The sequence below is a fragment of the Streptococcus sp. SM5 genome, from assembly GCF_027497975.1.
Genome location: NZ_JAJNSC010000019.1, coordinates 44,356 through 65,207, shown reverse-complemented (window position 1 = coordinate 65,207; position 20,852 = coordinate 44,356). Strand labels below are relative to the sequence as shown.

The following is a 20,852-nucleotide window of genomic DNA, read 5'->3' as shown; positions in this document are numbered from 1 at the left end:
CCGGAAGTAGTTGGGGGTTGCCCCCTGTGAGATATGGAAGTCGCTTAGCTAGAGGGAGTTTAGCTCAGCTGGGAGAGCATCTGCCTTACAAGCAGAGGGTCAGCGGTTCGATCCCGTTAACTCCCATAGGTCCCGTAGTGTAGCGGTTATCACGTCGCCCTGTCACGGCGAAGATCGCGGGTTCGATTCCCGTCGGGACCGTAATAACGAAAGTTATTTGACTCGTTAGCTCAGTTGGTAGAGCAATTGACTTTTAATCAATGGGTCACTGGTTCGAGCCCAGTACGGGTCATCATTGCGGGTTTGGCGGAATTGGCAGACGCACCAGATTTAGGATCTGGCGCTTAACGGCGTGGGGGTTCAAGTCCCTTAACCCGCATAATAGAAATAGGCCGGCTTAGCTCAGTTGGTAGAGCATCTGATTTGTAATCAGAGGGTCGCGTGTTCAAGTCATGTAGCCGGCATTTTTTTAATATTCAGAGTCATGAATGCGAACGTAGTTCAGTGGTAGAACACCACCTTGCCAAGGTGGGGGTCGCGGGTTCGAATCCCGTCGTTCGCTTAGAGAGGCCGGGGTGGCGGAACTGGCAGACGCACAGGACTTAAAATCCTGCGATTGGTAACGATCGTACCGGTTCGATTCCGGTCCTCGGCATAAATGAGCACCCTTAGCTCAACTGGATAGAGTACCTGACTACGAATCAGGCGGTTAGAGGTTCGACTCCTCTAGGGTGCATTTTTTTATTTACTTCGGGAAGTAGCTCAGCTTGGTAGAGTACTTGGTTTGGGACCAAGGTGTCGCAGGTTCGAATCCTGTCTTCCCGATTGATATAACTTATTAAGTAGACCAATGATGGTCTTTTTTTTTAATTTTTCATTATACTTACTTTTTCTATTTATTTAATTTTCTTAACTTCTAGAAAAAACTTGCTATCTTGACTAAAACTAAGGTATACTAGTAGTTAATAAGCTTTTTAAAAATTTTAAATGAGATATAATGAGTGTAAGCTATGGGTTTTAGAAAATTTCGATTATTAATGTCAAAGTATGGTTTTAGTATAACAATCATACTGATAGAATTAATTCTGATTTTTGGTTTGTTTCTATTCTTAAGTCAGATTGTTCCACATGTTTGGTGGATTATTCTTGTTGTATTGATAAGTGTAGCGACCATTCTGTCTATTGTTAATAGGACTATGACTCCAGAGAGCAAAGTTACTTGGCTTTTAGTTGCTTTCGTTCCGGTATTTGGTCCATTGCTTTATATCATGTTTGGTGAGAGAAGATTATCAAAAAAAGAACTGAAACAACTTCAGGAGTTAAACACTATCGCATTTCATGAAGATAATGGTAACGACCTCCATCAGCATCTACAGGAGCGGGATAAGTCAGCTTATGGTATTATAAAATCTTTGCTGAGCATGGATAGTAATTCAGAGGTCTATGACCAAACTGCTTCTAAGTTTTTTTCTTCTGGCGAAGATATGTGGCAGCAAATGTTAGAGGACTTAAGAAGTGCAGAAAAGTTTATTTTTCTTGAGTACTACATAGTTGACGAAGGGGTGATGTGGGACAGCATACGTGAGATTCTTGAAGAAAAGGCTGATCAGGGCGTTGAAATTATGATGCTCTACGATGATATTGGCTGTATGGTTACTTTGCCAGGAGATTATACACTATACTTGAGATCCAAAGGGATTGAGGCACATAAGTTTAATAAAGTAATTCCTCGTATGACAGTAGCTTACAATAACCGTGATCACCGTAAAATTTTAGTGATCGATGGGCAGATTGCCTATACTGGGGGAATCAATCTAGCGGATGAGTACATCAATCATATTGAACGTTTTGGTCATTGGAAAGATACCGGTATTAGGATAGACGGTCCGGCTGTTCAAGCCTTTACAAGATTATTTCTTATGAACTGGTATATTAACGGTGGAGATATTAGTAATTTTGACCAATATCGTATAGAGAATCAAGCTGTTTCGGCTTCTGGCTTATGCATTCCTTATGGAAGCGGACCTAAGCCAATTTATAAATCTAAGGTAGGGAAAATAGTTTATCAAAACCTTATCAATCAGGCAACAGATTTCGTCTATATCACAACTCCTTATCTAATCATTGATTATGATTTGACGGAAGATATAAAAAATGCAGCTATGCGCGGTGTAGATGTAAGAATAGTTACCCCCCATATACCGGATAAAAAACTCATTCAACTTGTAACACGAGGAGCTTATCCTGATCTTTTATCAGCTGGGGTACGTATTTTCGAATATACTCCTGGATTTGTTCATAGTAAACAAATCATTGTTGATGGTCGGTTTGCAGCTGTAGGTACGATTAACTTAGATTATCGTAGTTTGGTTCACGACTATGAAAATGCAGTATTACTGTACAAAACAGATTCAATAGCAGATATTCACAAGGATTTTGAAAATATTTTTGAACAATCTCAAGAAATCTTCTCTGACACCATAAATCCTACTTGGTATCAAATGTTGATAAAAGAAGTGACACAGTTATTTGCGCCTATGCTGTAAATAAAATGGCTGAAATGCAAATAATATTAGTGTAAGAGGCGAATGAACGCCTCTTTTTATATGAGCAGAAACCTTGACATTAGGCCATTATTAAGCTATTATATATCCATATAATATATGGGAGTCTGTGTACAGTCTGAGAGGAAGTGTTAAACTTCGACCGCACCTGATCTGGGTAATGCCAGCGTAGGGAACGAATACTTGGCCTAATTTTGCACCTTTTTCATATATGAAAGAGGTTTTTCTTTTTTTACAAAGGAAAACTGTAAATTAGAAGGAGGTTTTAATGAAGGCAAGCATTGCTTTACAAGTCCTGCCCTTATCACAGGGGATTGATCGTATAGCGGTAATTGATAAGGTCATTGATTATCTGCAAACTCAAGGAGTGACCATGGTGGTGACACCCTTTGAAACAGTTTTAGAGGGAGACTTTGATCAACTTATGCGCATTCTAAAAGAAGCGTTAGAAGTAGCAGGTCAAGGGGCAGACAATGTTTTTGCCAATGTGAAAATAAATGTAGGAGAGATTTTAAGCATCGATGAGAAACTTGAAAAATATAATGAGACGGCATATTAGTCTGCTAGGATTTTTGGGTGTCTTATTTCTTTGGCAGGTAGCGGGTTTCTTAAAACTCTTACCAAAGTTTATATTGCCGACACCACTTGAAATCCTTCAGTCTTTTGTTCGTGACAGAGAATTTCTCTGGTACCATAGCTGGGCAACCTTGAGAGTAGCTATACTCGGTTTGGTGTTGGGTGTCTTGATAGCCTGTATCATGGCCGTCCTTATGGATAGTCTGGGCTGGTTAAATGACTTGATTTACCCTATGATGGTGGTTGTTCAGACCATTCCGACAATTGCTATAGCCCCTATTCTAGTTTTATGGTTAGGTTATGGAATTTTGCCCAAGATTGTTTTGATTATCTTGACGACTACCTTCCCTATTATCGTCAGTATTTTAGATGGTTTTAGGCATTGTGACAAGGATATGCTGACCTTGTTTAGTCTGATGCGAGCAAATCCTTGGCAAATCCTTTGGCATTTTAAAATCCCTGTCAGCCTGCCCTACTTTTATGCAGGTCTGAGGGTCAGTGTCTCCTATGCCTTCATCACAACAGTTGTATCTGAGTGGTTGGGAGGCTTTGAAGGACTAGGTGTCTACATGATTCAGTCCAAGAAACTGTTTCAGTATGATACCATGTTCGCGATTATTATTTTGGTATCGCTGATTAGCCTTCTAGGTATGAAGCTAGTCGATATCAGTGAAAAATATGTGATTAAATGGAAACGCACTTAAAGAGCGTTTTGAAAAAAGAAAAGAGGAAATAAAAAAATGAAGAAAACATGGAAAGTGTTTTTAACGCTTGTAACAGCTCTTCTAGCTGTTGTGCTTGTGGCTTGTGGCCAAGGAACAGCTTCTAAGGATAACAAAGAAGCAGAAGTCAAAAAGATTGACTTTATCCTAGACTGGACACCAAACACTAACCACACAGGGTTGTATGTTGCCAAGGAAAAAGGTTATTTCAAAGAAGCTGGAGTGGATGTTGACTTGAAATTGCCACCAGAAGAAAGCTCATCTGACTTGGTAATCAATGGCAAGGCGCCATTTGCTATCTATTTCCAAGACTACATGGCTAAGAAATTGGAAAAAGGGGCAGGAATCACTGCCGTTGCCGCTATCGTTGAGCACAATACATCAGGGATCATCTCTCGTAAGTCTGACAATATCAATAGTCCAAAAGACTTGGTTGGGAAGAAATACGGAACTTGGAATGACCCAACTGAGCTTGCTATGTTGAAAACCTTGGTAGAATCGCAAGGTGGAGACTTTGAGAAGGTCGAAAAAGTACCAAACAACGACTCAAACTCGATTACACCGATTGCCAATGGCGTCTTTGATACTGCTTGGATCTACTACGGTTGGGATGGTATTCTTGCCAAATCTCAGGGCGTAGATGCTAACTTCATGTACTTGAAAGACTATGTCAAGGAATTTGATTACTACTCACCCGTCATCATCGCAAACAACGACTATCTAAAAGACAACAAGGAAGAAGCTCGTAAAGTCATCCAAGCTATTAAAAAAGGCTACCAATATGCCATGGAACACCCAGAAGAAGCTGCAGATATCCTCATCAAGAATGCACCTGAACTTAAGGATAAACGTGATTTCGTTATCGAATCTCAAAAATACTTGTCAAAAGAATATGCAAGTGACAAGGAAAAATGGGGACAATTTGATGCTGATCGCTGGAATGCCTTCTACAAATGGGATAAAGAAAATGGTATCCTCAAGGAAGACTTGACTGATAAAGGATTTACCAACGAATTTGTAAAATAATGACAGAAATTAGACTAGAACACGTAAGCTATGCCTACGGCAATGAAAAGATTTTAGAGGACATCAACTTACAAGTGACTTCAGGTGAAGTGGTCTCTATCCTAGGCCCCAGTGGTGTTGGGAAGACTACTCTCTTTAACCTGATTGCAGGGATTTTAGAAGTCCAGTCAGGACGTATCATTCTTGACGGTGAGGAAAATCCTAAGGGGCGTGTAAGCTATATGCTACAAAAGGACCTGCTCCTGGAACACAAGACGGTACTTGGTAATATCATCCTGCCCCTCTTGATTCAAAAAGTGGACAAGGCAGAAGCCATTGCTCGTGCGGATGAAATCCTTGCTACCTTTCAGTTGATGGCTGTAAGGGATAAGTATCCTCATGAACTCAGTGGCGGGATGCGTCAGCGTGTTGCTTTACTCCGTACCTATCTTTTTGGGCACAAGCTCTTTCTTCTAGACGAGGCCTTTAGCGCTTTGGATGAGATGACTAAGATGGAACTTCATGCCTGGTATCTGGAGATTCACAAACAGCTAGGGTTGACGACGCTCATCATTACTCATAGTATAGAGGAGGCCCTCAATCTCAGTGATCGCATCTACATCCTAAAAAATAGGCCGGGGCAGATTGTATCTGAAATCAAACTTGATTGGTCTGAAGCTGAAGATAAGGAAGTTCAAAAAATTGCCTATAAACGCCAGATATTAGCAGAATTAGGCTTAAATAATTAGAAACATAGAGAGTGGGTGAAGTTTATTCTTTACTTGCTCTCTTTTTTCTTTAAAAAAATCGAAAAATTCGGTATAATAGTCAAAGATAGTCAAGGTTTAAAGAAAGAGGTGGAGTGCTATGAGATTTAAAAATACATCAGACCATATAGAAGCTTATATCAAGGCTATTCTGGAGCAGTCGGGGATGGTGGAATTACAGCGAAGCCAATTAGCGGATACCTTTCAAGTAGTGCCTAGTCAAATTAACTATGTCATTAAAACTCGTTTTACAGAAAGCAGGGGTTACTTGGTTGAGAGCAAACGTGGTGGTGGAGGCTATATTCGTATTGGGCGAATTGAATTCTCCAACCATCATGAGATGTTGCGTGATTTACTGTATTCAGTGGGTGAAGAAGTTAGCCAGGTTGTTTTTGAAGATGTTTTAAGACTCTTGTTTGAGCAAAATTTGTTGACAAGCCAAGAGATGAATTTATTAGTAGCTATGGCTACAGACCGTATTTTAGGTGAGGAAGCAAATATAATCCGTGCTAATATGCTTAAGCAGTTACTACAAGAGGTAGATAGAAAAGGAAAATAAGACCACATGAAATATTCAAAAGCATTGAAAGAATGTATAGAAAGTGCCTTTCTAGTAGCCAGTCATTATAAGGCAGAATACTTAGAGTCTTGGCATCTATTGATTGCAATGGCAAATCATAATTACAGTGTAGCTGGGGCAACCTTAAATGAATTTCCATATGAGATTGATCGTCTGGAGGAAGTTGCGGCAGAACTGACAGAGGCAAAGCACAGCGATAAAGAAGAGTATCAGGAACTTCCTTTTTCATACCGTTTGAATGTTTTGTTTCTAGAGGCTGAACATATTGCTTCTGTAGTGCATGCAAAAGTTTTGGGAACGGAACATGTTCTCTATGCTATTTTGCATGATGGGAATGCCTTAGCTACTCGTATCCTAGAGCAATCTGGATTTTCTTACGAAGACAAGAAGGACCAGGTTAAGATTGCTGGACTTCGTCGCAAACTTGAAGCGCGTGCTGGATGGACTAGAGAAGATTTGAAGGCCCTTCGTCAACGTCATCGTTCAGTAGCAGACAAGCAAAATTCTATGGCCAATATGATGGGAATGCCTCAAAATCTGAGTGGTGGCTTGGAGGATTATACTCATGACCTTACGGAACAAGCTCGTTCTGGCAAATTGGAACCAGTCATCGGTCGTGACCAAGAAATTTCTCGTATGATTCAAATCTTGAGTCGGAAGACAAAGAATAATCCTGTACTAGTTGGTGACGCAGGTGTTGGTAAAACAGCTTTAGCACTTGGACTAGCTCAGCGAATTGCTAGTGGGGATGTACCTGTTGAAATGGCTAAGATGCGAGTCTTAGAACTCGATTTGATGAATGTGGTTGCAGGAACCCGTTTCCGTGGTGATTTTGAAGAGCGCATGAACAACATCATTAAAGATATTGAGGAAGATGGTCAGGTTATTCTCTTTATCGACGAGCTCCACACCATCATGGGATCGGGTAGTGGGATTGATTCGACCTTGGATGCAGCCAACATTTTAAAACCTGCCTTGGCACGTGGTACTCTGAGAACGGTCGGAGCTACAACTCAAGAAGAATATCAAAAACATATCGAAAAGGATGCGGCGCTTTCTCGTCGTTTTGCTAAAGTAACGATTGAAGAGCCAAGTTTGGCAGATAGTATTGCAATTTTGCAGGGCTTGAAAGCAACATACGAGAAACATCATCATGTTCAAATTACAGATGATGCAGTCGATACAGCTGTCAAAATGGCTCACCGTTACCTAACCAGCCGTCATTTACCAGACTCCGCTATTGATCTTTTGGACGAAGCGGCTGCCACTGTGCAAAACAAATCGAAGCATGTGAAAGCCAATGAGTCAGATTTATCTCCAGCTGATAAGGCTCTGATGGACGGCAAGTGGAAACAAGCAGCTCAGCTGATTTCAAAAGAACAGGAATTGCCTGTCTATGAAGACTCGGTAACGGAGTCTGATATCTTGACAACACTCAGTCGTTTGTCAGGAATCCCAGTTCAAAAACTAACTCAAACCGATGCTAAGAAGTACCTTAATTTGGAGGCTGAACTGCATAAACGTGTTATCGGACAGGAACAAGCGGTATCAAGCATCAGTCGTGCCATTCGCAGAAATCAATCGGGGATCCGCAATAACAAACGTCCAATTGGATCCTTTATGTTCCTTGGACCAACAGGTGTTGGTAAAACTGAATTGGCCAAAGCCTTGGCAGAAGTTCTCTTTGATGACGAGTCAGCTCTCATTCGTTTTGACATGAGTGAATACATGGAGAAATTCGCAGCTAGTCGTCTCAATGGAGCTCCTCCAGGTTATGTAGGCTACGAAGAGGGCGGAGAGTTGACCGAGAAGGTTCGTAACAAACCGTACTCAGTACTTCTCTTTGACGAGGTAGAAAAGGCCCACCCAGATATCTTTAATGTGCTCTTGCAGGTCTTGGATGATGGTGTCTTAACAGACAGTAAGGGTCGCAAGGTTGATTTCTCAAATACCATTATTATCATGACGTCAAACCTTGGTGCGACAGCTCTTCGTGATGACAAGACAGTCGGTTTTGGAGCTAAGGATATTCGTTTTGACCAAGAAAATATGGAAAAACGGATGTTCGAAGAGTTGAAAAAAGCTTATCGTCCAGAGTTTATCAACCGTATTGACGAAAAGGTGGTCTTCCACAGCTTGTCAAGTCAAGATATGCAGGAAGTGGTTAAGATTATGGTCAAACCATTGATTGCAAGTCTGGCAGAAAAAGGAATTGACTTGAAACTCCAAGCATCTGCCCTTAAGCTTCTAGCTCAGAAGGGATATGACCCAGAGATGGGAGCTCGCCCACTGCGCAGAACTCTGCAAACAGAAGTAGAAGACAAACTAGCAGAACTCCTTCTTACAGGTGAACTGAAAGAAGGCAAGACCCTTAAGATTGGTGTCAAAGCTGGTCAGTTAAAATTTGAAATTGTATAAAATTGTGAGGTTGGAACAGATTGTTTCAGCCTCTTTTTTTTGGGGGGAAGTTGTCACTATAATAAGCATTTGAATTGTGCATTTAGTTTAAGGAATTCAAAAACGAATTTCTACTGATCAAGTTTTGTATATCAAGAAAAAAATCCTATCATGTTGAAAATATTTTTATAAAAAATAATAAAAAAGTGTTGACGAACAATAGGAGGAGTAGTATGATATAAAATATAAAAATTTATAAAAAGGTTGAAAAGACTTGAAAAAAAAGATAGCAGTGGTTTTTGGAACCTTTGCTCCCTTGCATCAGGGGCATATTGATTTAATCCAAAGAGCAAAACGGCAATGCGATGCTGTATGGGTGGTAGTTTCAGGTTATGAGGGAGATCGTGGTGAAGAGGTTGGACTTACACTACAAAAGAGGTTTCGCTATATTCGTGAAGCATTTCGAGATGATGAGTTGACCTCTGTTTGTAAACTTGATGAAAGCAATATTCCACGCTATCCAATGGGCTGGCAGGAGTGGTTGGATCAGATGTTGCAGGCCATTTCCTATGACCAGACTGGTGAGGAACTAATCTTTTTTGTAGGAGAGTCCGAATACCAACAAGAATTGTCAGAACGTGGTTTCGAGACTGTTCTACAGGAAAGAAAATTTGGAATTTCGGCTACCATGATTCGAGACAATCCAAGCAAATATTGGAAATATATCGCTCAACCTTTCCGCCGTCAATTTACGAAAAAAGTGTTGATTATGGGAAGTGCTAGTAATGGTAAAACAACTATAGCCAAGGATTTAGCTCGCTTTTATGATGCGCCAGTCAGTCTGGAGTATGCTCGTGAATATCAGATAAAAAATAATGTCCGAGATGATGAGCTTACCCCAAAAGATTATTATTACCTTCTTTTGGGCCAATATGACCAAACTTCCAAGTTAATCGATAGCCATGCCAATCGAGGCCTAGTCATTGCAGATACCAACTCACTAGTAACCAAGGGCTACTACGATTACTACATGGAAAGCGAAGAGCAGGAGGACTTGTCCGTAGAGACCTTTGATAATCTCTTTGTTTCCATCTTAGCCAAGGAAAAGTGGGATTTAATCCTCTTTGTGCAACCTGTTGGCTTTTATGTCAATGATGGTTTTCGCGACATGACCATGGCAGAAGACCATATCCGTCACAGTTTTTCTCAGCATTTGGATATGATGAGGGAGCAATATCTAGGCAATATCCCTCATGTTTATCTAGCTGATGACTATCTAGGAAATTATGAAGCAGCAAAAGTAGCTATTGATGCCATTTACCAAGCAGATTAGGAGAAGAAAATGAAAAAAATAACTGAAAAAATCACACGATTTATTGAAAACTTTAAAAATGTTCACGCAGAAGCTCGTAAAATCGGTTTTGCAGGAGTTATGCGTTTGATTTGGAAAGACCTCTTTGTGGGTCGTAGTCTTTTCCAGTGGCTCTATTTGATTGCTTTATCAAGTGTTCCTCTTATTCTGGAGTTTACACAAAACACAGAAAGTCATGACTGGATTGGTCTCTTGGCCTCTTGGACAGGGATTGTCTGCGTTATCTTAGTAGCTGAAGGTCGAGCTAGTAACTATCTTTTTGGAGCTATTAACTCTGCAATCTACTTGGTCTTATCTATGAATGCTACTTTCTACGGCGAAGTTTTGACAACAGTTTATTTCTTTGTCATGCAGCCTATTGGTCTCTATGCTTGGTTGTCTAATCGGATCAATGAACAAGGAAAACCAGAGGAGTCTCACTTTGAAGCTAAGAAACTTGGTCTGGTGGATTGGCTCAAGTACTTGGCCTTGACAGCTCTCATCTGGATTGGCATGGGTTTGGCTTACCAAAGTATCCATAGTGCTCGTCCATTCCGTGATAGTGTAACGGATGCGACCAATGGTGTTGGTCAGCTCTTGATGACACGTCTTTACCGTGAGCAGTGGATTTTCTGGATTGCTACCAATCTCTTTAGTATTTATCTCTGGTGGGGTGAAAACATCCATATCCAAGGTATGTACTGGGTTTACACCCTCAATAGTCTAGTCGGTTGGTACCAATGGACTAAGGCTGTCAAGGAGTGATAAGATGACTGAAACGATAATCCCAGCTGGAATGACAGAAAGAGAATATTTTGAAATTCATGCGACTGAGAAGGAATTTTTAGACTGGTACTGCAAACAGGAACTTCCTCAGTATGAAAAACCGAGCGTGACGGTGGATATGGTAGCTTATTGCTTTGTGGAAGGGAAAATCAAACTCTTACTAATCCGCCGTAAGGCCCATCCTTATCAGAACTGTTTGGCCTTGGTCGGTGGTTTTATGGATAAAGGGGAAGATGCTGCCCATGCTTGTCAGCGTGAAGTGAGAGAGGAGGTTAACCTTGACCTTCCTTTGGAAAAAATCGAACAGTTGATGACAGTATCTACTCCAGGTCGTGATCCGCGGGGCTGGACGGTTACTATCGCCCACTTGGTGTATCTACCTAGCCGCGTACTTGATCTCGTTCAAGCTGGTGATGATGCCAAGGATGTGGTTTTTGTCGATGTTGATTTTCAGACGGGTAAGTGCTTCCTAGAGGGACTAGAGCTGGGGGAGCAAGCCTTCGCCTTTGACCATTATGCCATTATCCAAGAGTCTATAAAACGAATCCAGGGGCGTCTTGACTGGAATCCGACCTTTCTCTATCTGCTAGAGGAGGAATTCACTGTCTATGAAGGAACCGAATTAGTCAATCTCATCAACCCAGGACGACCAATCGTCAGCAATAACTTTCTCGTAAAATACGGTGAGTATGTAGAAGAAGTTGGGCTCAAACGAGTGCCTAAAAAGAAACCAAGAAAAACCTATCGATTGAAATAAAAAGCTTGGTAGCAGAAATCGATAGCCCAAGTCTTGGTTCCCTAGTTTCAGTCCTGAAAAGTTTCAACAAGTCCGATGACTGGTTGAGCTTGAGAATAGAGAAAATAAAGTTTGTATCAAAAGTCAATTCAGCCATCGTTTCAAAGACTTATTAGTCATAAAAAAGTGAGGTCGGGATTTTGTCCCGACCTCTTTTTGTTTAAGGATGTTTATCCTTATTAGAATTGCTCATGATTCGAATGAATAAATCTTTGTATTTATATTTTAAATAATGTTCGTGTAAATACAATAAAGCCACGTAGACAATCATGAAAATAGTGGTTAAGTAGAACAAATCAAATGTTGTTTGAGCGTAATGAGTAGCAACCCCATAAGAAGAGAAAGCACCAATAATCAACCAAGGAAGATATTTATAATATTTCTTTGACATAAACCTACACCTCCAATATCCTATTTCAATTTTATTATAGTCCTTCAAGATAAAAAATGAAAGCGATTACACTTATAAAATATAGTATTTTTAGTAGGAAAAATTTCCTGTTTTTTAAATTTTTAACGAATAATAGAGATAGGAGGATTAAAAAAGAACAAATATAAATAAAAACCAAAACCATATATAAATAGTTGACAAACCCTAAAACAAATATTACAATAACATTACAGAAGTATTTCACAACATTTCAAAAAGATTACACAGGAGGCGCATCATGAAAACAAAACATTCAATTCGTTTACTAGCAGTAGCCGTATTGGCTTCAACTTTGCTCTTGGGAGCATGTGGTAATAAAAAAGAGAATACGACAAGTGATAGTTCTAGCAAGACAACACAAGCATCTTCTAGTTCTAAGGCAAGTTCTTCAAGTAAAGAGAACAAGACTCAGAAGTCATCAAGTTCAGCTTCAACAGAAAAAGCTAAATCATCATCTTCTGATCAGTCAACGACTACTGCTAACCAATCACAAGCAACACCAACACCAGCACAAGAACCAAGACAGAGCCAAGAACCTTCTAACCAACAGGCGTCTTCACAAACTCCCTCAAATCAACAAGGTTCTCAAGCACAGACTAGCCAGTCAACTTATGATCCAACTACTGACCGCAAACTTCAAGATAAGCAAGCAGAGCACAACAAACGTTACAAGGGTGTTCTAACCATGGTTGATGGAGATTTCTCTGCCGCAGCTGGCAACTGGAAGGGGGCTAATGGCGAGACTATCACTGTTTCATCAGGTGGTCAATTTACAGTAGAATCTGCTGATGGTAAGAAAGAAAACTACTCTATCCAAGGCTATGCCTATACCCTTGATGATGGTAAATATAATGCCAAAATTGGTGGTGGAAGAATCATCCAAATTACAACAGGCGCAGATGGAACTGTATCTAGCGTTGCTTTGATTCAACCATAGAATCTGGCGGTAAAACTTTTCTCAAAACAAATGCAAACCCGTAACTCAATTGAAGTTACGGGTTTTTATAGTCTTTTATACCTTCTCTATCTGCAAGAGGGCTTCAATCTCAGCCAGAGTGCTGGCTTGTGAAATGGCTCCACGGAGTTTAGCAGCACCAGATGTGCCTCGAAGGTAGTGAGGAGCCAGTCCACGGAATTCACGAACGGCAATATTCTCACCTTTAAGGTCAATCAAGCGTTTCAAGTGCTCGTAGGCGATTTTCATCTTGTCTTCAAAGGTTAAATCAGGGAGGATTTCTCCAGTTTCAAAGTAGTGATTGATTTGATTAAAGAGGTAAGGATTTCCCATAGCTGCGCGTCCAATCATAACGGCGTCAGCACCGACTTCTTCGATGCGTTGTTTAGCTTCTTGGACTGTGCGGATATCGCCGTTGGCGATAAATGGAATCTTGGTTAGAGCTTGTGCAACCTTATGAAGGGTCTCTAGGTCCGCGTGACCAGTGTACATTTGCTCGCGTGTACGACCGTGCATAGCAAGGGCAGAAACACCAGCAGCCTCAGCTGCGAGAGCATTCTCCACGGCTAGGGATGGGTCAGACCAGCCTGTACGCATTTTGACAGTGAGGGGGATATCAAGGACAGATTGGACCTTGTTGATGATAGAGTAAATCTTGTCTGGGTCCTTGAGCCACATAGCCCCAGCTTCGTTTTTCACGATTTTATTCACTGGGCAGCCCATGTTGATATCCACGATATCAGTCTTGGTGTTTTCTTGGATGAATTCTGCTGCGCGAGCTAGGCTATCTTCATCGCTACCAAAAAGTTGGATGGAAACAGGGTTTTCGCTCTCGTCGATATGAAGCATGTGTAAGGTTTTTTCGTTGTTGTATTGGATACCTTTGTCAGAGACCATTTCCATAACAACGAGGCCTGCCCCAAGTTCTTTTGCGATAGTACGAAAGGCTGAGTTGGTCACACCTGCCATGGGTGCGAGGACCGTCCGGTTTGGGATCTCGACGTTCCCAATCATAAAAGGTGTATTAAGATTTGTCACGAATGAGTTCCTCCAGGTCGTTTTCATCAAAGTTATAAGTTGTTTGGCAGAATTGACAAGTGATTTCTGCCCCGTGGTCTTCATCCTTCATTTCCTGTAAATCTGAGCTTGGGAGGCTAGCGAGAGCATCCATAAAGCGTTCTTTGCTGCAGTCGCATTGGAAACGAATTTCTTCTTCGGACAGACGTTTGTATGATTCGTCGCCGTAGATAGCCTTGAGAAGGGCTTCAATATGGTCATCGCTTTCCAGAAGAGTTGAAATGGCTGGCATTTCTTGGATTCGTTTTTCAAAACGTGCGATTTCTTCTTCCTTTGCTCCTGGTAAAACTTGGAGCAAGAAACCACCTGCAACTTCGACCTTGTCGTCTTTGTCTAAAAGAACATTGAGGCCAACTGCTGAAGGCGTTTGTTGACTTTCTGTAAGATAGAAAGCGAGGTCTTCACCGATTTCTCCAGAGATAAGAGGAGTCATGGAATTATAGGGATTTCCAGTGCCATAGTCTGTAATCACTAGAAATTGACCGTTTCCGACAAAAGGTCCAACGAGGACTTCTCCTGTTGCAGTCTTTTTAATGTCAACTCCAGGGTTTTGAACGTAGCCTTTGACGTTACCCTTGGTATCTGCAACTGTGATAATGGCACCGAGGGAGCTAGTTCCAAGAACCTTGACGGTTAGCTTGGTATTTCCTTTTTCGTTGGCAGCGAGAATTTGGCTGGCGATAAGGGTACGGCCAAGTGCTACAGTTGAGCTAGCTTGGGTTTGATGTTTTTCTTGAGCAGTGCGGACAGTTTCAGTGCTGTCTAGTACATAAGCACGAAAAGCCCCGCTTTCTGATATAGTTTTAATAATTTTATCCATAGCTACTATTTTAGCATAAAAATGCCCAAAGAGGGAGTGGTGTGTTTGCTGTTTCTGAGGAATAATGACGAGGAAATCAGCTTTAAAATAAAATGAGAAACAGATTATTTCAGCATTTGAAAGATTTATGCTATTCTTGAAGGAGAAAATGAAAGGGGTAACAAATGTATTTAGGTGATTTGATGGAAAAAGCCGAATCTGGTCAATTTTTAGTCCTTTCCTTTTTATTACAAGATTCGCAGACAACAGTCAAGGAAGCCATGGAAGAAACAGGTTTTTCAAAGGCGACCTTAACCAAGTATATCTCTCTAATTAACGAAAATGCTTTAGAAAGAGGGTTAGAGCTGACCATCCACTTGGATGATGAAAGCCTGCGTCTGTCTGTCGGTACTGCCACAAAGGGGAGAGAGATTCGGAGCTTATTTCTAGACAATGCCATTAAGTACCAAATTTTGGTTTACCTTCTCTATCACCAACAGTTCCTAGCCCATCAACTGGCTCAAGAATTAATGATTAGCGAGGCCACGTTTGGTCGCCATTTGTCTAGCTTGAATCATATTTTGTCAGAGTTTGACTTATCCATCCAAAATGGTCGTTGGCGAGGTCCAGAGCATCAGATTCGTTACTTTTATTTCTGCCTTTTCCGCAAGGTCTGGTCCAGTCAGGAGTGGGAAAGTCATATGCAGAAAGCGGAGAGAAAGCAGGATATTGCTACCCTAGAAGAAATCTGCGGTGCCAGCTTGTCTTCGGGTCAGAAATTAGACTTGGTTCTCTGGACTCATATCAGTCAACAGCGCCTTCGGGTTAACGCCTGTCAATTTCAGGTTATAGAAGAAAAAATGCAGGGGTATTTTGACAATATTTTCTACCTTCGTTTACTTGGCAAGGCTTCTTCTTTTTTTGGTGGCCAGCACATTCCTCTAGGAACTGAAGATGGGGAGATGATGATATTCTTTTCATTTCTCCTTTCTCATCGTATTCTTCCTCTTCATACTATGGAGTATATTCTTGGTTTTGGAGGGCAGTTGGCAGATTTGTTGACGCAATTGATTCAAGAAATGAAGAAGGAAGAGTTACTGGGCGGTTATACAGAGGACCATGTCACCTATGAACTCAGTCAGCTTTGTGGTCAAGTTTATCTCTACAAGGGCTATATCTTGCAAGATCGATACAAGTATCAGATAGAGCATCGCCATCCTTATTTGCTGATGGAACATGATTTTAGGGGAACGGCAGAGGAGATTTTTCATGCTCTACCTGCCTTTCAGCAGGGGACGGATTTGGATAAGAAAATTCTTTGGGAATGGCTTCAGTTGTTGGAGTATATGGCAGAAAATATAGGCAAACATCTGAGAATAGGGCTAGATCTAACAGCAGGCTTCCTTGTCTTTTCGAGAATGTCGGCCCTTTTAAAACGATATTTGGAGTACAATCGTTTCATTAGCATTGAAGCCTATGACCGTACTCGTCATTATGATTTGCTGGTTACCAATAACCCCATTCATAAGAAAGAACAAACACCCGTCTACTATTTGAAAAATGATTTGGACATCGAAGATTTAGCTACGATTCGTCAGATGCTATTTGCCTAAAAGACCTGAATTTTCAGGTCTTTTTTGTGAAATTCGCACAATCTCCTCACTTTTTTTTAAAATTTTAAAAAAATTGATAGACAGGAAAGCGCTTTATTTTGTATACTAGTTACTGTAAAGAGGAACCCCCTCAAGATTTTATCAGGAGGACAGCACATGTCACAAGAAAAATACATCATGGCCATTGACCAGGGAACTACAAGTTCTCGTGCCATTATTTTCAACAAAAAAGGAGAAAAAGTTAGCTCGAGTCAAAAAGAGTTCACTCAGATTTTCCCTCAGGCAGGTTGGGTTGAGCATAATGCTAATGAAATTTGGAACTCTGTTCAGTCAGTTATTGCGGGTGCTTTCATCGAAAGTGGTGTGAAACCAAGTCAGATTGAGGCAATCGGGATTACCAACCAACGTGAAACAACGGTCGTTTGGGATAAGAAAACAGGGCTTCCTATCTACAATGCTATTGTTTGGCAGTCACGCCAGACAGCACCTTTGGCTGAACAACTGAAAAGCCAAGGTTATGTGGAAAAATTCCATGAAAAGACTGGTTTGATCATCGATGCTTACTTCTCTGCGACCAAGGTTCGTTGGATTTTGGACCATGTAGAGGGCGCTCAAGAGAGAGCTGAAAAGGGTGAATTGCTCTTTGGTACCATTGATACTTGGTTGGTTTGGAAATTGACTGACGGTGCGGCTCACGTGACCGACTACTCAAATGCAGCCCGTACCATGCTTTATAACATTAAAGAACTTAAATGGGATGATGAGATTTTGGAAATTCTCAACATTCCAAAGGCTATGCTTCCAGAAGTTCGTTCTAACTCTGAGATCTACGGTAAGACAGCGCCATTCCATTTCTACGGTGGAGAAGTGCCAATCTCTGGTATGGCAGGTGACCAACAAGCAGCCCTCTTTGGTCAGTTGGCTTTTGATCCTGGTATGGTTAAAAATACCTACGGAACTGGTTCCTTCATCATCATGAACACTGGTGAAGAAATGCAGTTGTCTGAAAACAACCTTTTGACAACGATTGGTTATGGTATTAACGGCAAGGTTTACTATGCTTTGGAAGGTTCTATCTTCATCGCAGGAAGTGCCATTCAATGGCTTCGTGACGGTCTTCGCATGGTGGAAAACTCACCAGAGTCTGAAAAATACGCTCGTGATTCTCACAACAATGATGAAGTTTATGTCGTTCCAGCCTTTACAGGTCTAGGTGCTCCATACTGGAACCAAAATGCTCGCGGTTCTGTCTTTGGATTGACTCGTGGAACAAGTAAGGAAGACTTTATCAAGGCAACTCTTCAATCAATTGCTTATCAAGTGCGTGATATTATCGATACGATGCAAGTGGATGCTCAGACAGCTATCCAAGTCTTGAAGGTAGACGGTGGTGCAGCTATGAACAACTTCCTCATGCAGTTCCAAGCTGACATCTTGGGAATTGATATCGCACGCGCCAAAAACTTGGAAACAACAGCTCTAGGAGCAGCCTTCCTAGCTGGTTTGTCAGTAGGGTACTGGAAAGACTTGGATGAGTTGAAACTCTTGAACGAGACAGGAGAACTCTTTGAGCCATCTATGAACGAATCTCGCAAGGAACAACTCTACAAGGGTTGGAAGAAGGCTGTGAAAGCAACCCAAGTCTTTGCGGAAGTAGACGACTAATACTGGAAGAATAAAGTGACTCAGATAGAAAGTGTGTAAATATGGAATTTTCAAAGAAAACACGTGAATTATCAATTAAAAAAATGCAGGAACGTACCCTGGACCTCTTGATTATTGGTGGCGGGATTACAGGGGCTGGTGTAGCTTTGCAGGCGGCAGCTAGCGGTCTTGACACTGGTTTGATTGAAATGCAGGACTTCGCAGAAGGAACATCTAGCCGTTCAACAAAATTGGTCCACGGAGGTCTGCGTTATCTCAAACAATTCGACGTGGAAGTGGTATCAGATACAGTTTCTGAGCGTGCGGTGGTTCAACAAGTCGCTCCACATATTCCAAAACCAGATCCAATGCTCTTGCCAGTTTACGACGAGGATGGAGCAACATTTAGCCTTTTCCGTCTCAAAGTAGCCATGGACTTGTACGACCTATTGGCAGGGGTTAACAATACGCCTGCTGCAAACAAGGTTTTGAGCAAAGAAGAAGTCTTGGAACGCCAGCCAAACTTGAAGAAAGAAGGTTTGGTAGGAGGTGGAGTTTATCTTGACTTCCGTAACAACGATGCGCGTCTCGTGATCGAAAACATCAAACGTGCCAACCAAGATGGTGCCCTCATTGCCAACCACGTGAAGGCAGAAGGCTTCCTCTTTGACGAAAGTGGTAAGATTGCAGGTGTCGTGGCTCGTGATTTGTTGACAGACCAAGTCTTTGATATCAAGGCTCGTCTGGTTATCAACACGACAGGTCCTTGGAGCGACAAGGTACGCAATCTGTCTAATAAGGGAACGCAATTCTCACAAATGCGTCCAACCAAGGGAGTTCACTTGGTGGTGGACTCAAGCAAGATCAAGGTTTCACAGCCAGTTTACTTTGACACAGGTTTGGGAGATGGTCGTATGGTCTTTGTTCTCCCACGTGAAAACAAGACTTACTTTGGTACAACCGATACAGACTACACAGGTGATTTGGAACATCCAAAAGTGACGCAGGAAGATGTAGATTATCTACTTGGCATTGTCAACAACCGCTTCCCAGAAGCAAACATTACCGTTGCTGATATTGAAAGCAGCTGGGCTGGTCTTCGTCCATTGATCGCAGGCAATAGCGCTTCTGACTACAATGGTGGAAATAACGGAACCATTAGCGATGAAAGCTTCAATAACTTGATTGCGACTGTCGAGGCTTATCTATCGAAAGAAAAATCGCGTGAAGATGTTGAGTCTGCTGTCAGCAAGCTTGAAAGTAGCACATCTGAGAAACATTTGGACCCATCTGCAGTTTCACGTGGTTCGAGCTTGGACCGTGATGACAATGGCCTGTTGACCCTTGCTGGTGGTAAAATCACAGACTACCGTAAGATGGCTGAAGGGGCTATGGAGCGCGTGGTTGACATTCTCAAAGCAGAATTTGACCGCAGCTTTAAACTCATCAACTCGAAGACTTATCCTGTTTCAGGTGGAGAATTGAACCCAGCAAATGTGGACTCAGAAATTGAAGCCTTTGCTCAACTTGGAGTGTCACGTGGCTTGGATAGCAAGGAAGCTCATTACCTAGCAAATCTCTACGGTTCAAATGCACCGAAAGTCTTTGCCCTTGCTCACAGCTTGGAACAAGCGCCAGGACTCAGCTTGGCAGATACCTTGTCCCTTCACTATGCAATGCGCAATGAGTTGGCTCTGAGCCCAGTTGACTTTCTCCTTCGCCGTACCAACCACATGCTCTTTATGCGTGATAGTTTGGATAGCATTGTGGAGCCAGTTCTGGATGAAATGGGACGATTCTATGATTGGTCAGAAGAAGAAAAGGCAGCCTACCGTGCGGATGTTGAAGCAGCCCTTGCTAACAACGATCTAGCGGCATTGAAAAATTAAGAAAAACTAGAAGTGAGGGAACAAGCCTTCCTTGCCTTCTCTCTCCTTCTTTTAAATGGAGACAACGATATGATGAAAGAATTATTTGGAGAATTTTTGGGGACCTTAATCCTTATCCTCCTAGGAAATGGTGTTGTAGCAGGTGTGGTTCTTCCCAAAACTAAGAGCAACAATTCAGGATGGATTGTCATCACTATGGGATGGGGAATTGCTGTAGCCGTTGCGGCTTTTGTATCTGGCACGCTCAGCCCAGCCCACTTAAATCCAGCTGTGACATTTGCGATGGCCTTAAAAGGAACGCTCTCTTGGGGTTCTGTTTTCCCTTATATTCTAGCCCAATTCGCAGGAGCGATGGTGGCTCAGATTTTGGTTTGGTTGCAATTCAAACCGCACTATGAAGCAGAAGAAAATGCAGGAAATATTCTAGCAACTTTCAGCACTGGACCAGCTATCAAAGATACTGTGTCAAACTTGATTAGTGAAATCCTTGGGACTTTTGTCTTGGTATTGACAATCTTTGCTTTGGGTCTCTATGACCTTCAAGCAGGGCTAGGAACCTTTGCAGTGGGAACCTTGATTGTCGGTATCTGTCTTTCACTAGGTGGGACAACTGGTTGTGCCTTGAACCCAGCTCGTGACCTCGGTCCTCGCATTATGCATAGCCTTCTTCCAATTCCAAACAAGGGAGATGGGGACTGGTCTTATGCTTGGATTCCTGTTGTGGGACCTGTTATCGGAGCAGCCCTAGCAGTTCTCGTATTTTCACTTTTCTAAGATAATAAAGCCCAAATATTTATATCTCAATAAACATAACTTACCAAAAAACGACCAAAATAAGGAGCGCTGCCTCACTTCATTTTGGTCGTTTTGATTTTTTTAAGTTTATATACTGGTGTTAATT

Annotated in this window: 18 protein-coding genes, 9 tRNA genes and 1 riboswitch; of the genes, 24 read left to right on the top strand and 3 right to left on the bottom strand. The window is 41.8% G+C overall.

Going from position 1 to position 20,852, the window contains the following annotated elements:
• The first annotated feature begins 53 nt into the window (after positions 1 to 53).
• From PAN07_RS13250 to PAN07_RS13160, 19 genes are all read left to right on the top strand, one after another.
• Positions 54 to 126: transfer RNA gene (locus PAN07_RS13250), tRNA-Val, on the top strand.
• A 2-nt stretch (positions 127 to 128) separates the two neighbouring features.
• A tRNA-Asp gene (locus PAN07_RS13245) sits at positions 129 to 201 on the top strand.
• 18 nt (positions 202 to 219) lie between these two features.
• Positions 220 to 292 (top strand) — tRNA-Lys (locus PAN07_RS13240).
• A gap of 5 nt (positions 293 to 297) precedes the next feature.
• Positions 298 to 379, top strand: a tRNA-Leu gene (locus PAN07_RS13235).
• Positions 380 to 391: 12 nt separating this feature from the next.
• Positions 392 to 464, top strand: a tRNA-Thr gene (locus PAN07_RS13230).
• 26 nt (positions 465 to 490) lie between these two features.
• Positions 491 to 562: transfer RNA gene (locus PAN07_RS13225), tRNA-Gly, on the top strand.
• A 7-nt stretch (positions 563 to 569) separates the two neighbouring features.
• Positions 570 to 655, top strand: a tRNA-Leu gene (locus PAN07_RS13220).
• A gap of 7 nt (positions 656 to 662) precedes the next feature.
• Positions 663 to 736: transfer RNA gene (locus PAN07_RS13215), tRNA-Arg, on the top strand.
• Between the two features lie 15 nt (positions 737 to 751).
• A tRNA-Pro gene (locus tag PAN07_RS13210) sits at positions 752 to 825 on the top strand.
• Between the two features lie 185 nt (positions 826 to 1,010).
• Positions 1,011 to 2,546: a cardiolipin synthase gene (gene cls, locus PAN07_RS13205; RefSeq protein WP_269798106.1), complete on the top strand. Its 1,536-nt coding sequence runs from the start codon at positions 1,011 to 1,013 to the stop codon at positions 2,544 to 2,546.
• A gap of 107 nt (positions 2,547 to 2,653) precedes the next feature.
• Positions 2,654 to 2,756: riboswitch (TPP riboswitch) on the top strand.
• A 76-nt stretch (positions 2,757 to 2,832) separates the two neighbouring features.
• Entirely contained in the window at positions 2,833 to 3,123 is a 291-nt protein-coding gene (locus PAN07_RS13200; RefSeq protein ID WP_269798105.1) for an MTH1187 family thiamine-binding protein, read from the top strand.
• Positions 3,086 to 3,844: an ABC transporter permease gene (locus PAN07_RS13195; RefSeq protein ID WP_269798104.1), complete on the top strand. Its 759-nt coding sequence runs from the start codon at positions 3,086 to 3,088 to the stop codon at positions 3,842 to 3,844. Before PAN07_RS13200 ends, PAN07_RS13195 begins: the two co-directional genes overlap by 38 nt.
• A gap of 36 nt (positions 3,845 to 3,880) precedes the next feature.
• Positions 3,881 to 4,888: an ABC transporter substrate-binding protein gene (locus tag PAN07_RS13190; protein ID WP_269798103.1), complete on the top strand. Its 1,008-nt coding sequence runs from the start codon at positions 3,881 to 3,883 to the stop codon at positions 4,886 to 4,888.
• Positions 4,888 to 5,616: an ABC transporter ATP-binding protein gene (locus PAN07_RS13185; RefSeq protein ID WP_269798102.1), complete on the top strand. Its 729-nt coding sequence runs from the start codon at positions 4,888 to 4,890 to the stop codon at positions 5,614 to 5,616. The genes PAN07_RS13190 and PAN07_RS13185 overlap by 1 nt, the downstream gene beginning before the upstream one ends.
• A 118-nt stretch (positions 5,617 to 5,734) precedes the next feature.
• Positions 5,735 to 6,193, top strand: a complete 459-nt coding sequence (locus tag PAN07_RS13180) for a CtsR family transcriptional regulator (RefSeq protein WP_269798101.1) — start codon at positions 5,735 to 5,737, stop codon at positions 6,191 to 6,193.
• A 6-nt stretch (positions 6,194 to 6,199) separates the two neighbouring features.
• Positions 6,200 to 8,632: an ATP-dependent Clp protease ATP-binding subunit gene (locus tag PAN07_RS13175; RefSeq protein ID WP_269798100.1), complete on the top strand. Its 2,433-nt coding sequence runs from the start codon at positions 6,200 to 6,202 to the stop codon at positions 8,630 to 8,632.
• A gap of 253 nt (positions 8,633 to 8,885) precedes the next feature.
• Positions 8,886 to 9,944: an AAA family ATPase gene (locus PAN07_RS13170; protein ID WP_269798099.1), complete on the top strand. Its 1,059-nt coding sequence runs from the start codon at positions 8,886 to 8,888 to the stop codon at positions 9,942 to 9,944.
• Positions 9,945 to 9,953: 9 nt separating this feature from the next.
• Positions 9,954 to 10,727, top strand: a complete 774-nt coding sequence (gene pnuC / locus PAN07_RS13165; protein ID WP_269798098.1) for a nicotinamide riboside transporter PnuC — start codon at positions 9,954 to 9,956, stop codon at positions 10,725 to 10,727.
• 4 nt (positions 10,728 to 10,731) lie between these two features.
• Positions 10,732 to 11,505: an NUDIX hydrolase gene (locus PAN07_RS13160; RefSeq protein ID WP_269798097.1), complete on the top strand. Its 774-nt coding sequence runs from the start codon at positions 10,732 to 10,734 to the stop codon at positions 11,503 to 11,505.
• Positions 11,506 to 11,704: 199 nt separating this feature from the next.
• Here PAN07_RS13160 and PAN07_RS13155 read toward each other — a convergent pair whose 3' ends face one another.
• Positions 11,705 to 11,935 carry a hypothetical protein gene (locus PAN07_RS13155; protein ID WP_006155869.1) on the bottom strand — a complete coding sequence of 77 codons (231 nt, stop codon included), beginning with the start codon at positions 11,933 to 11,935 and terminating at the stop codon, positions 11,705 to 11,707.
• Positions 11,936 to 12,212: 277 nt separating this feature from the next.
• Between PAN07_RS13155 and PAN07_RS13150 the strand changes: the two genes are divergently transcribed.
• Positions 12,213 to 12,911 carry a hypothetical protein gene (locus tag PAN07_RS13150; protein WP_269798096.1) on the top strand — a complete coding sequence of 233 codons (699 nt, stop codon included), beginning with the start codon at positions 12,213 to 12,215 and terminating at the stop codon, positions 12,909 to 12,911.
• A 75-nt stretch (positions 12,912 to 12,986) separates the two neighbouring features.
• On the opposite strand, the gene dusB is transcribed toward PAN07_RS13150, so the two are convergent.
• Both dusB and hslO read right to left on the bottom strand, forming a co-directional pair.
• Positions 12,987 to 13,967, bottom strand: coding sequence for a tRNA dihydrouridine synthase DusB (gene dusB / locus PAN07_RS13145; RefSeq protein ID WP_269798095.1), 981 nt, complete (start codon positions 13,965 to 13,967; stop codon positions 12,987 to 12,989).
• Entirely contained in the window at positions 13,954 to 14,826 is an 873-nt protein-coding gene (gene hslO, locus PAN07_RS13140) for an Hsp33 family molecular chaperone HslO (RefSeq protein WP_269798094.1), read from the bottom strand. The genes dusB and hslO overlap by 14 nt, the downstream gene beginning before the upstream one ends.
• Before the next feature lie 164 nt (positions 14,827 to 14,990).
• On the opposite strand from hslO, the gene PAN07_RS13135 reads away from it, so the two are divergent.
• From PAN07_RS13135 to PAN07_RS13120, 4 genes are all read left to right on the top strand, one after another.
• Positions 14,991 to 16,418 (top strand): helix-turn-helix domain-containing protein, encoded by a 1,428-nt coding sequence (locus PAN07_RS13135; RefSeq protein ID WP_269798093.1) that lies wholly within the window; start codon positions 14,991 to 14,993, stop codon positions 16,416 to 16,418.
• A gap of 156 nt (positions 16,419 to 16,574) precedes the next feature.
• The gene (glpK, locus tag PAN07_RS13130) at positions 16,575 to 18,083 is read left to right on the top strand and encodes a glycerol kinase GlpK (RefSeq protein WP_269798092.1); all 1,509 of its coding nucleotides are present in this window, start codon (positions 16,575 to 16,577) and stop codon (positions 18,081 to 18,083) included.
• Positions 18,084 to 18,124: 41 nt separating this feature from the next.
• Entirely contained in the window at positions 18,125 to 19,951 is a 1,827-nt protein-coding gene (gene glpO, locus PAN07_RS13125; RefSeq protein ID WP_269798091.1) for a type 1 glycerol-3-phosphate oxidase, read from the top strand.
• Positions 19,952 to 20,020: 69 nt separating this feature from the next.
• Entirely contained in the window at positions 20,021 to 20,725 is a 705-nt protein-coding gene (locus PAN07_RS13120) for an MIP/aquaporin family protein (RefSeq protein WP_269798090.1), read from the top strand.
• The last annotated feature ends 127 nt before the right edge of the window (positions 20,726 to 20,852 follow it).

What these genes read in the sequence shown, in the direction of transcription:
- PAN07_RS13195 (WP_269798104.1), top strand. Translation starts at nt 3,086, where the DNA reads ATGAGAAACTTGAAAAATATAATGAGACGGCATATTAGTCTGCTAGGA.
- glpO (WP_269798091.1), top strand. Translation starts at nt 18,125, where the DNA reads ATGGAATTTTCAAAGAAAACACGTGAATTATCAATTAAAAAAATGCAG.
- PAN07_RS13185 (WP_269798102.1), top strand. Translation starts at nt 4,888, where the DNA reads ATGACAGAAATTAGACTAGAACACGTAAGCTATGCCTACGGCAATGAA.
- PAN07_RS13180 (WP_269798101.1), top strand. Translation starts at nt 5,735, where the DNA reads ATGAGATTTAAAAATACATCAGACCATATAGAAGCTTATATCAAGGCT.
- cls (WP_269798106.1), top strand. Translation starts at nt 1,011, where the DNA reads ATGGGTTTTAGAAAATTTCGATTATTAATGTCAAAGTATGGTTTTAGT.
- PAN07_RS13155 (WP_006155869.1), bottom strand. Translation starts at nt 11,935, where the DNA reads ATGTCAAAGAAATATTATAAATATCTTCCTTGGTTGATTATTGGTGCT.
- PAN07_RS13190 (WP_269798103.1), top strand. Translation starts at nt 3,881, where the DNA reads ATGAAGAAAACATGGAAAGTGTTTTTAACGCTTGTAACAGCTCTTCTA.
- PAN07_RS13175 (WP_269798100.1), top strand. Translation starts at nt 6,200, where the DNA reads ATGAAATATTCAAAAGCATTGAAAGAATGTATAGAAAGTGCCTTTCTA.
- PAN07_RS13135 (WP_269798093.1), top strand. Translation starts at nt 14,991, where the DNA reads ATGTATTTAGGTGATTTGATGGAAAAAGCCGAATCTGGTCAATTTTTA.
- pnuC (WP_269798098.1), top strand. Translation starts at nt 9,954, where the DNA reads ATGAAAAAAATAACTGAAAAAATCACACGATTTATTGAAAACTTTAAA.
- PAN07_RS13200 (WP_269798105.1), top strand. Translation starts at nt 2,833, where the DNA reads ATGAAGGCAAGCATTGCTTTACAAGTCCTGCCCTTATCACAGGGGATT.
- PAN07_RS13150 (WP_269798096.1), top strand. Translation starts at nt 12,213, where the DNA reads ATGAAAACAAAACATTCAATTCGTTTACTAGCAGTAGCCGTATTGGCT.
- hslO (WP_269798094.1), bottom strand. Translation starts at nt 14,826, where the DNA reads ATGGATAAAATTATTAAAACTATATCAGAAAGCGGGGCTTTTCGTGCT.
- PAN07_RS13160 (WP_269798097.1), top strand. Translation starts at nt 10,732, where the DNA reads ATGACTGAAACGATAATCCCAGCTGGAATGACAGAAAGAGAATATTTT.
- glpK (WP_269798092.1), top strand. Translation starts at nt 16,575, where the DNA reads ATGTCACAAGAAAAATACATCATGGCCATTGACCAGGGAACTACAAGT.
- PAN07_RS13120 (WP_269798090.1), top strand. Translation starts at nt 20,021, where the DNA reads ATGATGAAAGAATTATTTGGAGAATTTTTGGGGACCTTAATCCTTATC.